Genomic DNA, 12,426 nt, shown 5'->3' on the forward strand with positions numbered 1-12,426 from the left:
CGGTGGCCGCGGGCCGGGCTACGCGGCCGGGGCGCGTACGCCCATCCACTGGGCGGCGCCCCACGCCTCGAAGCAGTGGATCTCGGTGAAGCCGAGCTTCTCCGCGAGGCGCATGGAGCGGGTGTTGGCGGTCTGGGTGAAGAGGGTGACGGGCTCGCCGGGGCGCGCCTCGGCGAACCAGTCGAGCACCGCCTCGCACGCCTCGGCAGCGTACCCGTGGCCCCACGCCCGCGGCAGCAGCAGGTAGCCCAGCTCTGCCTTCCCGGCGTCCGGGCGCACCGCGTCCGGTTTCTCCAGGTCGCGCTGCTTGAGCTCGACGATGCCGATCATCGCTCCGTCGCGCTCGATCACGAAGCAGCCGGCGCCCTTCCCCGGTGTCTCCGGGAGTTGTCGCTCCCACTCGTCTCCCGGGCGGGCGCCGCCCAGAGCAGCTCGACGAAGGACGCCCGGTCCCTGCTCCCGGACTCGCGCAGCACAAGGCGTTCGGTGCGTATCGGGGCGGGCGGCCAGGGAAGGAAGAGCGCTTCAGCCATGGTCGGGGACCCTATCCCACCAAGGCCGGGCGGTCCGGGGGCGAAGTCGCCTTCGTCGGTGCGCCATGCTGGTGACGTTCCCCATGGCCACCGCGTCCGGAGTCTTCCCGTGCTCTTCGATGTCACCCGTGCCCGACTCGCCGAAGTCTTCGGCGAGGAGCGGCTCGCGTCCCTGCCCACCTCCGCGTTCCCGCCGCCTGCGGCGGACACCGAGGGCGCCCGTCTTCTGCAGAGCGTCGGTGTGCCCACCGGGACGCTCTCCCTCCGGGAGCCCGACACGGAATCGGGCCTCCTCCCCCTCGTACGGGAGCTCGTGGACGCCGACGGGGAGGCCGGCGAGTGGCCCGTGTTCGGGTGGCTGCTCAACGCCCACCTCGCCCTCCACCCCGGCTCCGGCAAGGTGTACGCGTTCGACCCGGACGAGGAGACCGTGGTGGAGCTGCACACGGACGTCTCCTCGCTGATCCACGTCGCCCTGCGGTTCCAGCGGCTCCTCGAAGAGTTCGCCTTCAGTGGTGACGAGGACGAGGAGGACGCCGACTTCGAACGGCTGGGCGGAGAGGTGGAACGCATCCGGGAGACGACGAGCGCCGTGGACCCGCTTCCCTTCCTGGACGACGAGACCGTGTGGTCGGTGGTCGGTGACGAGATCGCCGCGGGCGCGCGCTTCACGGACGACAGCCCGGCCGGCCGTTCCCTCCACGGCTGACCGCGTGCGCCGCACTCTTGCCCGGGGTCGCCGGTCCCCTTACCTTACTTCGAAGTAAGTTTACTTCACAGTAAGGAGTTTGCCTTGACCGCCTATCGAACCCTGCTGGTCGGCACGGACGGATCGGAATCGTCGTTCGCGGCGGTCGAGGCCGCCGCACGGCTGGCCGCGGTGTGCGGTGCCGAGCTCGTCATCACCTGTGCGTACGCCCCCATGAGTGGCCCCGAACTTGCGGCGGCGAAGGACCAGTTGGGTGCGGAGGCCTACCAGGTCGTGGGCTCGGCGCCGGCCGAGGAGACCCTGCGGACCGCCAAGGACCGCGCCCGTGTGCAGGGAGCGGCCACGGTGCGGACGGTCGCGGTGGAGGGCGAGCCGGTCCCCTCGCTGGTGCGGGCAGCCCGGAAGTGCTCGGCCGACCTCCTGGTGGTCGGCAACCGGGGGCTGCGCTCGCTGGCGGGCCGGCTCCTGGGCTCCGTCCCCGCGGACGTCGCCAGGAAGGCCGGCCTCGACGTGCTGATCGTCCACACCACATGAGCACGGGGCCGAAGTCCGTCGAAGAAGTGCTGCTGGGCGGGGGCCGGGTCTGGACGAGGCGGGATGTCGCCGTGCGGGCCGGGGTGAGGTTCGAGCGCGCGGTGCAGGTCTGGCGGGCGCTCGGGTTCCCGGCAGTGGACGACGACGCCAGGGTGTTCACCGACGCCGACGTGGAGGCCCTGCGCGCGGGGGAACGCCTCATCGCGGCCGGGCTCATCACCGAGCACAGCGAGACGATGATGGCCCGCGCCCTCGGCCACCACCTCTCCCGGCTCGCGGACTGGCAGGTGGACACCCTGCGGGACTGGCTGGGCCGCGACGAGGGGCCGTTGCCCGACCGGGACGCCCTGCTGGAGCACATGGCGGCGCTGCTGCCGGAGATCGAAAGCGTGCAGCGCTATGTGTGGCGCCGTCATCTCGTGGCGTACGCGGGGCACTTGCTGAGCGAGGCCCAGGAGGAGGAAGCGGGGCCGGGCGCCCACGTCCGGGACCGGGCCGTCGGGTTCACCGACATGGTGGGCTACACCCGGATGACCCGTGGCCTGGACGGCGCCGAACTCGTCGATGTGCTCGACCGGTTCGAGACGATGACCGGCGATGTGGTGGCGGAGGGCCGGGGGCAGGTGGTGAAGACCATCGGCGACGAGGTGCTCTTCGTCTGCGAATCGGCGGCCGGTGCCGCCGACATCGGGCTGGAGCTTGCGGCCCGCGCCCAGGCGGACCCGAAGCTGCCGCAGGTGCGCACCGGGCTGGCCCACGGCCCCGTCATCGGCCGCTTCGGCGACGTCTACGGCGCGGCGGTCAACATCGCGGCCCGGCTCACGGCGGTGGCCCGCCCCGCGTCCGTGCTGGTGGACACCGCGCTCGCCGGTGAGCTGGCCGGAAGGGCGGCGTACGCGCTGAGGGCGTTGCGTCCGGTGTCGGTACGCGGCTACAGCCGGCTGCGGCCGGTGCTTCTGCGGAGGGGCAGGGCGGCTTCGTAACCCCGGAGTGTCCGTACCGGTGCGCGTGGCGCCGCCGTACGGACGGCGTCCCACGGCGTACAACAGCAAAGGCAGGGAGAACCCTCTCCCTGCCGTAACCAACATATAGCGCACCGGGGGGCTTGCGGCAAGGGCCGGGGGGTGCCGCACAATCGTCGGCCTGACAACCCCCAACCTGCGGAAACGAGGACGTCGCGTGCGCGAGCGGTACGTGTGGGATCTGGACGAGGCCGACGGTTCGAGAATCGCGCTCGTCGGTGGCAAGGGCGCGCACCTGGGCACCCTGTCGCGTATCGAGGGCGTCCGGGTGCCCGGCGGCTTCTGCGTGACGACGGACGCCTTCCGGCGCGTCGTGGCCGGGGCGCCCGAGGTGGACGAGCTGCTCGAACGGCTGGCCGGGGTGGAGCCGGACGACCGGGAGGCGGTACGCACCCTGAGCGCCGGAATCCGCCGGGCGGTCGAGGGGCTCGCCCTTCCGGACGAGCTGGTGGCGGCGGTCACCGGGGCGCTGGCCCGGCACGGCGAGGGGGCCGCGTACGCGGTACGGTCCAGCGCGACGGCGGAGGACCTGCCGACGGCGTCCTTCGCCGGCCAGCAGGACACGTATCTGAACATCGTGGGTACGGAGGCGGTGCTCCGGCACATCAGCCGGTGCTGGGCGTCGCTGTTCACGGAGCGGGCCGTGACGTACCGGCGGCGCGGCGGCATCGACGACCGCGCGGTGGGAATGGCCGTCGTCGTGCAGCGGATGGTGTTCCCGGTGGCGTCGGGCATCCTCTTCACGGCCGACCCCGTGACCGGCGACCGGAAGAACGCCACGGTGGACGCCGGATTCGGGCTCGGTGAGGCGCTGGTGTCCGGGCTGGTGAACCCGGACGTCTTCACGGTGCGCGACGGCGCGGTCATCGGCAGGACGATCGCTGCGAAGGAGCGGGCGATCGTACCGCTGGAGGGCGGCGGCACCCGGGAGGTGGCGGTCGACGCGGGACGGCAGGAGCAGCCCACGCTGACGGACGAGCAGGTACTGCGGCTCGTCGGGCTCGGGCGGCGGATCGAGGAGCACTTCGGGAGCCCCCAGGACATCGAGTGGTGTCTCGTCGACGACGGGTTCCGGATCGTCCAGAGCCGGCCGATCACGACGCTCTTCCCCGTACCGGAGGTGGCGGACGACGAGAACCACGTCTACGTCTCCGTCGGGCACCAGCAGATGATGACCGATGCCATGAAGCCCCTCGGGCTCTCGATGTGGCGGCTGACGGCCATGGCTCCGATGCTGGAGGCAGGCGGGCGGCTGTTCGTCGACATCACCCGGCGCCTGGGCCCGCCGTCGGCCCGGACGGCGCTCCTGGACATGATGGGCCAGGGTGATCCGCTGGTCAGGGACGCCCTCGAGACCGTCCTCGGCCACGCCGGCTTCGTCCCGACGCTGCCGGACCCGGCGCCCGCCGCGCCGCCGCCCGGCGGGGCGCCGGCCCCGATCGCGACCGATCCCGCCGTCGTCCGTGAGCTGATCGCGCGCAGCGAGGCGTCCGTCGCCGCCCTGGAGCGGGACATCCGGACGCACTCGGGACCGGCGCTGTTCGACTTCCTCGTGGAGGCGTTCGACGAGCACAAGCGCGTCCTCGGCGACCCGCTGAGTATGCGGGCGATCATGGCGGGCATGGAGTCCACCTGGTGGCTGAACGAGAAGCTGCTGGAGTGGCTCGGCGAGAAGAACGCGGCCGACACGCTCACACTGTCCGCCCCCGACAACATCACCTCGGAGATGGGCCTCGCGCTGCTCGACGTCGCGGACGTGATCCGGCCGCATCCGGAAGCGGTGGCGTATCTACGGGGTGTCGGGGACGACGACGGCTTCCTGGACGGCCTGGCGAATGTGGCGGGCGGGACGGAGGCGCGCGACGCCATCGCGGCTTACCTCGACCGGTACGGCATGCGCTGCGTCGGCGAGATCGACATCACCCGGCCGCGCTGGAGCGAGCGCCCCTCAGCGCTCGTGCCGGTGATCCTCGACAACGTGCGGCTCTTCGGACCGGGCGCCGCCGCCCAGCGCTTCGAGGAGGGCCGGCGGAAGGCGCTCGCCAAGGAGCGGGACGTGCTCACCCGGCTGCGGGCCCTGCCGGACGGGGACCTGAAGGCCGACGAGACCAAGCGGATGATCGACCGGGTCCGGACGTTCATCGGGTACCGGGAGTACCCGAAGTACGGCATCATCCGCCGCTACGCGCTCTACAAGCAGGCCCTGATGCGGGAGGCCGACCGCCTGGTGGAGGCCGGGGCGCTCGCCGGCCGGGAGGACGTCTTCCTTCTCACCTTCGACGAGTTCCGTGACGCCGTGCGCACGAAGAAGGTGGACGCGGGGCTGATCCGGCGGCGCGGGGAGGAGTTCCGGGTGTTCAGCACGCTCGCCCCGCCCCGGGTGCTCACGTCCGACGGCGAGGCGGTGAACGGGGCGTACCGGCGCGACGACGTGCCGCAGGGTGCGCTGACCGGCCTGCCGGTCTCCGCCGGGACCGTCGAGGGACGGGCCCGCGTCGTTCTCGACGTGTCCGAGGCCGATCTGGAGGCGGGCGACATCCTGGTCACCACCTTCACGGACCCCAGCTGGTCGCCGCTGTTCGTAGCCATCGCGGGCCTGGTGACGGAGGTGGGCGGGCTGATGACGCACGGCGCGGTGATCGCCCGGGAGTACGGCCTGCCGGCGGTCGTGGGCGTGGCGGGAGCAACCCGGCTCATCCGGGACGGGCAGCGCATCCGCGTGCACGGCACCGACGGGTACGTGGAGCTGCTGCCGTGACGGCGGGGCTGCGGGAGGCGGGTTCCGTACTCTGGACGCATGCGCATGCGCCCCACTCTGAGCTGGACCCCCACCGAAGGGCTGCCCCCGGCCACCACCGATCCGGAGCCCGTCGTCGAAGCGCTCGGCGCCGGCGGTGTGCTGGTGCTGAGCGGGGCCGGCATCTCGACGGAGTCCGGCATCCCCGACTACCGGGGTGAGGGCGGAAGCCTCAGCCGGCACACCCCGATGACGTACCAGGACTTCACCTCGGGCGCACGGGCCCGGCGCCGGTACTGGGCGCGCAGCCACCTCGGATGGAAGACGTTCCGGCGCGCCCTTCCGAATGCCGGTCACCGGGCGGTGGCCGCGTTCGGGCGCAGCGGTGCGCTGTCCGGGGTGATCACCCAGAACGTCGACGGGCTGCACCAGGCCGCCGGCAGCGAGGGCGTCGTGGAGCTGCACGGGGGTCTGGACCGGGTCGTCTGCCTGACGTGCGGCACGTTCGTCGCGCGCCGGGAGGTCGCGCGGCGGCTGGAGGAGGCGAACCCGGGGTTCCAGCCGGTGGCGGCGGGGGTCAATCCGGACGGCGACGCCGATCTCACCGACGAGCAGGTCGGGGACTTCCGGGTGGTGCCGTGCGAGGTCTGCGGCGGCGTCCTCAAGCCGGACGTGGTGTTCTTCGGCGAGACGGTGCCCCCGGCGCGGGTCGAGCACTGCCGCGAGATGGTCCGCGCGGCGAACACGCTCCTGGTCCTGGGGTCCTCGCTGACGGTGATGTCCGGACTCCGGTTCGTCCGCCAGGCGGCCGGGGCCGGGAAGCCGGTGCTGATCGTGAACCGGGAGCCGACCAGGGGCGACAGCCAGGCCGTCACCCGCATCGGTCTTCCGCTGGGGGCGACCCTGGCGGCGGTGGCGGAACGGCTGGGAGTGGACATCGAGGACGGGCTGGACGCGCCGGGCGCGTAACGGTGGGGCGGCGGCCCTCAGCCCCGCCGTCCGGCGGTCGTCAGCTGTCCCCGGACCCATGCCGGGTCCGGGTTGGTGTGGGGTTTGCCCGCCACGACGACCGTCGGGACGGTCTCGTTGCCGTCGTTGGCCGCCCGCACCTCCGCGGCCGCTTCCGGGTCACGCCAGATGTCGACCCAGTGCAGCCGGCGGGCGCGCCGACGCAGCCTGAACCGCAGCCGCAGGCAGTACGCGCAGCCCGGCCGCCAGAACACGATCGGCCGGCCGTCGGCCGCGCTGCGGCGCCGGGCCTCCGCCGCGCTGATGGATCTCGGGAAGACCAGGGGCGAGTTCAGGACCGCGAGCAGCACGAAGGCCACCAGGAGGAAGGCTCCTTCGCCGGTGCTCCCCCGGGCGAACGACCAGGCCGCGAGCGCCGTACCGGCGGCGAGGAACAGGATCGGCAGCAGCCAGACACGCATCATGGCGCCCAAGGCTACCGAGGCGCCGGCAGGCCCGGCCGGCCGGACCGCCGCAGCCGCCACCACCGGAGTTCCGGCGCCCCGGTCCCGCCCGGGCCGAGGTCCGGCGGCGGAGGGTCCACGTAGGTCCGGGCGGTGAGCTCCGCGTCCAGCCCGACGCGGCCGGGGTGGACGCAGACCGGGGTGCGGGTGTCGACCGTGTACCGGAACCCGTCCGCCGCGTCGAACGGCCAGTCCCGGCTGGGCCGGTCCGCGACGAGGAAGCCGGTGCGCGGAAGCCGCAGTGCGGGGCAGAACCAGCAGCACGGGTAGTCCGACTCCGGGTCGATGAAGGGTGCGTCGGCCTCGTCGTCCATGTCCCAGGAAGGTAGCGCACGGCGGATGCCCCTCTCGATCCGGTGTCGAGCGGTCCTCCGTGGCCGCTTCCTACCGTCGCACCATGTGTACGGGCCGATCGCCGTGTTCCGGCTCGGCCCCCACCGACCGACGGACAAGGACGACCACGTGAGCGTGGACAGGACGGACCGGAAGAAGACGTTGCCGACGCACTCGGCAGGCGTACGCCCGCTCCTGCTGGAGGCCGCGGGCCTGACGTTGTCCGGCCTGGTGGCGGAGCCGGAGGGCACTCCCCGGGCGACCGTCGTCGCCGTGCACGGCGGCGGGATGCGGGCCGGTTACTTCGACGGGCAGGCGCACCCCGATCTGTCCCTGCTCATGCTGGGCGCCCGGCTCGGCTTCACCGTGCTGGCGCTCGACCGGCCCGGTTACGGCCGTTCGGCAGCGCAAGTGCCGGCCGGTCTGACCCTGGGCGAGCAGGCCGTCGTCCTGCCGGCGGCACTCGACGCCTTCGCCGAGCGGTACGAGACCGGCCGGGGCTTCCTCATGCTGGCCCACTCCTACGGCGGCAAGCTCGCTCTCACGACCGCCGCGCGCTCCCCCGGTCTGCTGCTCGCCCTGGACGTCTCGGGGCTCGGGCACCGTTACGCCGTCGAGCCGGCGGATCTCCCGCGCATCCGCCACCACGTGCACTGGGAGCGCACCTGGGGGCCGCTGGGGCTGTACCCCCCGGGTACGTTCCGTGCGGCGCAGGCTCTGGTCGCCCCGATGCCCTCGCGTGAGGGGGCCGAAGTGACGCTGTGGCCGGGGATGTTCGACGAACTCGCGCCGCGCGTCGGCGTACCCCTGCGGCTGACGTTCGCCGAACACGAGGCGTGGTGGCTGCATGGGCGAGCGCACATCGCCGACCTGACGGCCAGGCTGGAGCGGGCCCCCCTCGTCCGGGTGGAGCGGCAGGCGGGCGCCGGTCACAACATCAGCCTCGGCCGCGCCGCCCGCCCGTACCATCTGCGCGCGCTCGCCTTCTTCGAGGAATGCCTGGAGTCCGCCGGGGAGGCTGATGCACCGGAGATGTGCGTGGGCCCAGCGGTCACGGCGCCGTAGCCGCCTGCACGCGCCGCACAGCGTTACGGTGCCCCCGGCGGAACGGGGGCGGGGCGCCGGGACACAGTGCGGGAGACGGCTCCCGGCACACCGAGGCTGGCCCGCGCGTGCTCGACGTATCGGTCCCGTGCCTGGCGGAACCGCAGGTATGCCTCGCCCCAGTCCTGTCCGGCCGACGGGTCGACGCCCCGGGCGAGTCCTTCGAGCCGCCACAGGCACTGGTCGACGGTCTTGGACGCGGTGTTGGCCTCCGTGTCGCCGAGCAGGCCGAGGGTCTCCGACAGCGCCGAGCGGCGCGCCTCCAGCTGGCTGACCTCGGCGAGGACTTCCGGTGTCGCGTCGATAGGCACGGGGCCGGTGGTGAGTCCGCGGCCGGCCGCGAGCATCTGGTAGCGCGCGGCCAGCTCCTTGACGGCGTGGGCGTAGTCGGCGTAGGCCGTCAAGCGGTGCTCGTCCCACCGTACGGACTGCTGCCTGCGCCATCTCGTCCGCTCGTTGGCGCCGGTCACCAGGAAGGACGTGAGGGCCCCCAGGGCGACGCCCGCGAGCGGCAGTATCTGTTCGGTCAGACTCATAAAAGGCCCCCCGGTCCACGTAGCACGGCGAGGCGACCATACGTTCCACCGCGCGGGTCGGGCCAACCCCGACCGCCCGGAGCCGGGCGCGAACCGGCGAAAAATTCCCGGCGCCCGCCGACCGCCTGCGGAACACTGTGCCGATGAACTCCCTTTCCTTCGCCTCGTCGCAGCGCCGGGCCCTCGCCCATGTCGCGACGCTGGCCTCGGGCCCCCCGGTGGACCCGGCGTTGCGGGTGACCCTCAACTTCCACCCGGACCGTCTGCTGCGCGGCAGGTCCGTGCTGGCGACGATGGCCGGGACCGGCGTGTACTCGTCGCAGTTCGTCACGGGCACCAGCAACGGAGGGCTGACGGCCCGTCCGGGCGGTGACCGGTGGCGCTGGGAGAGCCGGATCTTCGAGGGGGCCTACGACACCGCGCCGGCCCAGGAACGGCCGGTGTACGGGGCGTTGAACTTCCGCCGGTACCCGGTAGGCGGCGCGCCGCGCTTCGGTTCGGCTCACTTCCGGCTGGGCTCCCCGGCGCTGGACCGTACGACCTTCTGCTACCCGGACAGCTTCTGCGAGCCCACGGACTTCGGGGTCGCGTCCCGCATGGGCCTGGTCGAGCTGGCGCTGGCGGACCGGCAGGACGTGCTCGACGACTACATAGAGGCCCAGGTGCACGGGCCGGTCCGCCCCGACCGTCATGTGGAGGCGCTGGTCCTGGACCCCTGCTACCGGGACACGGCCGTCGAGACCGCTGCCCGCCGCCTGGGCTGCCCCGTGGAGTGGCACACCGGCTTCCGGCTCACGGTCGACGAACTGCGGCGGCACCCCGGTTACCGGGGGCAGGAGTACGTGGAGCTGGGCGCGGCGATCGCCGTGGACGGTGTCCTCGATCCCCGCATCGTGGGGGACGCCGCGTGCGGGGGCCGGTTCGATGCCCGGGCGATCAAGAAGGTGTGGCACTGCCTGGCCCGATTCGGCCATCGCTGGGACGCTCACGCGGCGATGCCGCGAGGGCCGGTGGAGGCGGGGACGGACAGATGACCGGGAGGCCTGCCGTGCGGGGCTGGGTGGCTTCATCCGCAGGGCGGCCTCCCCGGCCATGCAGGACGTGTGCCCCGTAACGGCGCCGATATGGGTGGCGCGGAAATGCGGGTTCGGCCGAAAGCGGTTGGAATGGTCTGCGTATGGCGGGGAATCCGAAGATCGTCGTGAGCGACGCCCCTGCCCCAGCCGCCCAACCGGCTCGGGAGGGTCAGTTCAGTTGAGAAGGAGTTGGCTGTGCTGCTTCCCACGCCCGCAGATCTGCGCGCCGCGCTGTCCCGTTACGCCGATGCCGTGATCGAGGACGAGCGCCGTTCCACCCCGGACACCGTCCGGCAACGCGAGGACACCGCGTACACCCTGTGTGTCATGACGGGGGTCAGCGACGTGCGAGAGGCGCTGAGCACCGCCGACGCCCTGCTCCACCGCGGCGGCCCCGCCGCGGAGCCGGGCCGTGTCGACCCCTCGGGCGCCGTACCCGTATGAGGTGACGGGGCCGGGAAACCCGGGGCCGCCGACGCCGAAGGGCCGGCCGCGGCTGTCCCCCGAGTCGGGGGGCAGGGCGGTCGGCCCTTGGCGTGAGCCGGCCTGTTCCGGGCGTCAGGCGCCCGGCAGGAACAGGCAGAACGGGTGGCCGTGCGGGTCGCGGAGGACCCGTACGTCCTTCTGGGGCTGGAGCTCCTCCAGCGTCGCGCCGAGCGCACAGGCCCGCCGGGTCTCCGCTTCCAGGTCGTCCACCTCCAGATCCAGGTGCGCCTGCATCTGCTGGCTCCCCGGCCGTTGGGGCCAGACCGGTGGCGTGTGATCCGTTTCCAGCTGGAAGCTGAGACCGGGGCGTTCCCTCTCCGGAGCGCGCAGCCTGACCCATTCGGGGTCCCGTTCGGCCTCCTCCCAGCCCAGGAGGGCGCGGTAGAAATCGGCCAGAGCGGGAGGGTCGGGCGTACCAAGGACATAGGCGCCTAGCGTGATCGTCATGTCCTCCACCTTGCCCCGGCCACCGCACCCATGCACCCGCCGCGCCTGGGCTTGGGCGTCCGTCCCCGGGGTACCCGGGGTTCCTCCCGCCGCAGCCGCGGTCAGCGTGGCCGTCCATTTCGTTCGGCTGTGCGCGGGCCGATGCGATGGAGGGCGCGGTACCGGATGACGTTGGTGCACGGCATATACACGGCGGCGGGGATCGGCATTCTGATGGCGGCCGTGCTTCCCCCCTTGGTCCGTCGGCGGCCCTTCTCCATGCCCATGGTGTTCCTGGTGGCGGGTGCGGCGATCGCCCTGCTGCCGCTGGGTGTGCCCGTAGTGGACCCCGTACGGGACCGGGTGTGGGTCGAGCATGTGACGGAGATCTGCGTGATCGTGTCGCTGATGGGCGCCGGGCTGTCGATCGACCGGCCCTTCGGATGGCGTAGCTGGGCGGGAGCCTGGCGCTTCCTGGGGCTGGCCCTGCCCCTGACCATCGGCGGTGTGGCGCTGCTCGGGGTGTGGCTCGTGGGCTGGCCGCCGGCGGTGGCGCTGCTGCTGGCCGCCGCCCTCGCGCCGACGGATCCGGTGCTGGCCGCGGAGGTGCGGGTCGGGGAGCCGACGAGTGGTGACGACGAGGAGGACGAGGAGGAGGTGCGCTTCACGCTGACCTCGGAGGCCGGTCTCAACGACGGGCTCGCGATGCCGTTCGTACTGGCCGCGGTGGCGTGGGCGGCGACGGCGGGCGAGGGCTGGTCGGCGGAGTGGATCGGCCACTGGCTGCTGGCCGATGTGCTGTTGCGGGCGGCGGTCGGGCTGGTCGCGGGGGTGGCCGTGGGGCGGCTGCTCGGCCGGTTGTTCTTCCGCTCCCGGCACGTGCGCCTCTCGCAGCAGATGGAGGGCTTCACCGCCCTCGGCGCCACGTTCACCGCGTACGGGCTGACGGAACTGCTCCACGGGTACGGATTCCTCGCGGTGTTCGTCGCCGCGTGCACGATCCGGGCCGCCGAACGCAACCACGGCTACCACCAGGTGCTGCACGGCTTCAGCGAACAGATCGAGCGGCTGCTGACGGCCGTGCTGCTGTTCCTGCTGGGCGGCTATCTGGTCGCCACGGGGCTGGCGGACCTGTCGTGGCGGGGGGCGCTCCTCGGTCTGGCGCTGATCCTGGTGATCCGCCCGGCCGCGGGCGTCGCCGCCCAGCTGGGCTTCCCGGCCGGGCGGCGCGAGCGGGCGGTCACGGCCCTGTTCGGCATCCGGGGCATCGGCTCGCTGTTCTACCTCGCGTACGCGCTCGGTGAGGGCCCCCTCGCGCGGTACGCCGACGAGCTGTGGGCGGTCGCGGCGTTCACGGTCCTGGTGTCGGTGCTGCTGCACGGTGCGACGGCGACGCCGGTGATCCGGCACCTGGACCGGCGGCGGGCCCGGGTGTCCTGAGGTCCGCGCATTCTGTAC

Annotated in this window: 13 protein-coding genes and 1 pseudogene; 9 read left to right on the top strand and 5 right to left on the bottom strand. The window is 72.8% G+C overall.

Annotation, left to right across the window (positions count from 1 at the left end):
* Positions 1-18: 18 nt before the first annotated feature.
* Positions 19-533: pseudogene (locus tag BLW14_RS01075) on the bottom strand (GNAT family N-acetyltransferase).
* 109 nt (positions 534-642) lie between these two features.
* Between BLW14_RS01075 and BLW14_RS01080 the strand changes: the two are divergent.
* The 5 genes from BLW14_RS01080 to BLW14_RS01100 all read left to right on the top strand — a co-directional run bounded on the left by BLW14_RS01080 (position 643) and on the right by BLW14_RS01100 (position 6,504).
* Positions 643-1,242, top strand: coding sequence for an SUKH-4 family immunity protein (locus BLW14_RS01080; protein WP_093703361.1), 600 nt, complete (start codon positions 643-645; stop codon positions 1,240-1,242).
* 84 nt (positions 1,243-1,326) lie between these two features.
* Positions 1,327-1,776 (top strand): universal stress protein, encoded by a 450-nt coding sequence (locus BLW14_RS01085; RefSeq protein WP_093703363.1) that lies wholly within the window; start codon positions 1,327-1,329, stop codon positions 1,774-1,776.
* The gene (locus BLW14_RS01090) at positions 1,773-2,759 is read left to right on the top strand and encodes an adenylate/guanylate cyclase domain-containing protein (RefSeq protein ID WP_093703365.1); all 987 of its coding nucleotides are present in this window, start codon (positions 1,773-1,775) and stop codon (positions 2,757-2,759) included. Before BLW14_RS01085 ends, BLW14_RS01090 begins: the two co-directional genes overlap by 4 nt.
* 196 nt (positions 2,760-2,955) lie before the next feature.
* Entirely contained in the window at positions 2,956-5,556 is a 2,601-nt protein-coding gene (gene rph / locus BLW14_RS01095) for a rifamycin-inactivating phosphotransferase (protein ID WP_093703367.1), read from the top strand.
* A gap of 39 nt (positions 5,557-5,595) precedes the next feature.
* Positions 5,596-6,504, top strand: coding sequence for an NAD-dependent protein deacetylase (locus tag BLW14_RS01100; RefSeq protein WP_093703369.1), 909 nt, complete (start codon positions 5,596-5,598; stop codon positions 6,502-6,504).
* Positions 6,505-6,521: 17 nt separating this feature from the next.
* Here the strand turns inward: BLW14_RS01100 and BLW14_RS01105 are convergent, their stop codons facing one another.
* On the bottom strand, positions 6,522-6,968 hold the full coding sequence (locus tag BLW14_RS01105; protein WP_177153873.1) for a glutaredoxin domain-containing protein: 447 nt from the start codon (positions 6,966-6,968) through the stop codon (positions 6,522-6,524).
* 11 nt (positions 6,969-6,979) lie between these two features.
* Positions 6,980-7,321, bottom strand: a complete 342-nt coding sequence (locus tag BLW14_RS01110) for a hypothetical protein (RefSeq protein WP_093703373.1) — start codon at positions 7,319-7,321, stop codon at positions 6,980-6,982.
* Positions 7,322-7,469: 148 nt separating this feature from the next.
* Here BLW14_RS01110 and BLW14_RS01115 point away from each other — a divergent pair, with 148 nt between their 5' ends.
* Positions 7,470-8,405: an alpha/beta hydrolase gene (locus tag BLW14_RS01115; RefSeq protein WP_093710608.1), complete on the top strand. Its 936-nt coding sequence runs from the start codon at positions 7,470-7,472 to the stop codon at positions 8,403-8,405.
* Positions 8,406-8,428: 23 nt separating this feature from the next.
* On the opposite strand, the gene BLW14_RS01120 is transcribed toward BLW14_RS01115, so the two are convergent.
* Positions 8,429-8,980: a hypothetical protein gene (locus BLW14_RS01120; RefSeq protein WP_093703375.1), complete on the bottom strand. Its 552-nt coding sequence runs from the start codon at positions 8,978-8,980 to the stop codon at positions 8,429-8,431.
* Between the two features lie 143 nt (positions 8,981-9,123).
* On the opposite strand from BLW14_RS01120, the gene BLW14_RS01125 reads away from it, so the two are divergent.
* Positions 9,124-10,014, top strand: a complete 891-nt coding sequence (locus BLW14_RS01125; protein ID WP_177153874.1) for a DUF3626 domain-containing protein — start codon at positions 9,124-9,126, stop codon at positions 10,012-10,014.
* A 237-nt stretch (positions 10,015-10,251) separates the two neighbouring features.
* On the top strand, positions 10,252-10,500 hold the full coding sequence (locus tag BLW14_RS01130) for a DUF5133 domain-containing protein (protein WP_093703377.1): 249 nt from the start codon (positions 10,252-10,254) through the stop codon (positions 10,498-10,500).
* A gap of 114 nt (positions 10,501-10,614) precedes the next feature.
* Here the strand turns inward: BLW14_RS01130 and BLW14_RS01135 are convergent, their stop codons facing one another.
* Entirely contained in the window at positions 10,615-10,989 is a 375-nt protein-coding gene (locus BLW14_RS01135) for a VOC family protein (RefSeq protein WP_093703379.1), read from the bottom strand.
* A 165-nt stretch (positions 10,990-11,154) separates the two neighbouring features.
* Here BLW14_RS01135 and BLW14_RS01140 point away from each other — a divergent pair, with 165 nt between their 5' ends.
* Entirely contained in the window at positions 11,155-12,408 is a 1,254-nt protein-coding gene (locus tag BLW14_RS01140) for a cation:proton antiporter (protein WP_093703381.1), read from the top strand.
* The last annotated feature ends 18 nt before the right edge of the window (positions 12,409-12,426 follow it).

The organism is Streptomyces sp. 2131.1, from assembly GCF_900105515.1.
GTDB lineage: Bacteria > Actinomycetota > Actinomycetes > Streptomycetales > Streptomycetaceae > Streptomyces > Streptomyces drozdowiczii.

Coding starts and splice junctions, on each gene's coding strand:
- BLW14_RS01125 (WP_177153874.1), top strand. CDS start 9,124: ATGAACTCCCTTTCCTTCGCCTCGTCGCAGCGCCGGGCCCTCGCCCAT.
- BLW14_RS01120 (WP_093703375.1), bottom strand. CDS start 8,980: ATGAGTCTGACCGAACAGATACTGCCGCTCGCGGGCGTCGCCCTGGGG.
- BLW14_RS01110 (WP_093703373.1), bottom strand. CDS start 7,321: ATGGACGACGAGGCCGACGCACCCTTCATCGACCCGGAGTCGGACTAC.
- BLW14_RS01105 (WP_177153873.1), bottom strand. CDS start 6,968: ATGATGCGTGTCTGGCTGCTGCCGATCCTGTTCCTCGCCGCCGGTACG.
- BLW14_RS01090 (WP_093703365.1), top strand. CDS start 1,773: ATGAGCACGGGGCCGAAGTCCGTCGAAGAAGTGCTGCTGGGCGGGGGC.
- BLW14_RS01135 (WP_093703379.1), bottom strand. CDS start 10,989: ATGACGATCACGCTAGGCGCCTATGTCCTTGGTACGCCCGACCCTCCC.
- BLW14_RS01140 (WP_093703381.1), top strand. CDS start 11,155: ATGACGTTGGTGCACGGCATATACACGGCGGCGGGGATCGGCATTCTG.
- BLW14_RS01100 (WP_093703369.1), top strand. CDS start 5,596: ATGCGCATGCGCCCCACTCTGAGCTGGACCCCCACCGAAGGGCTGCCC.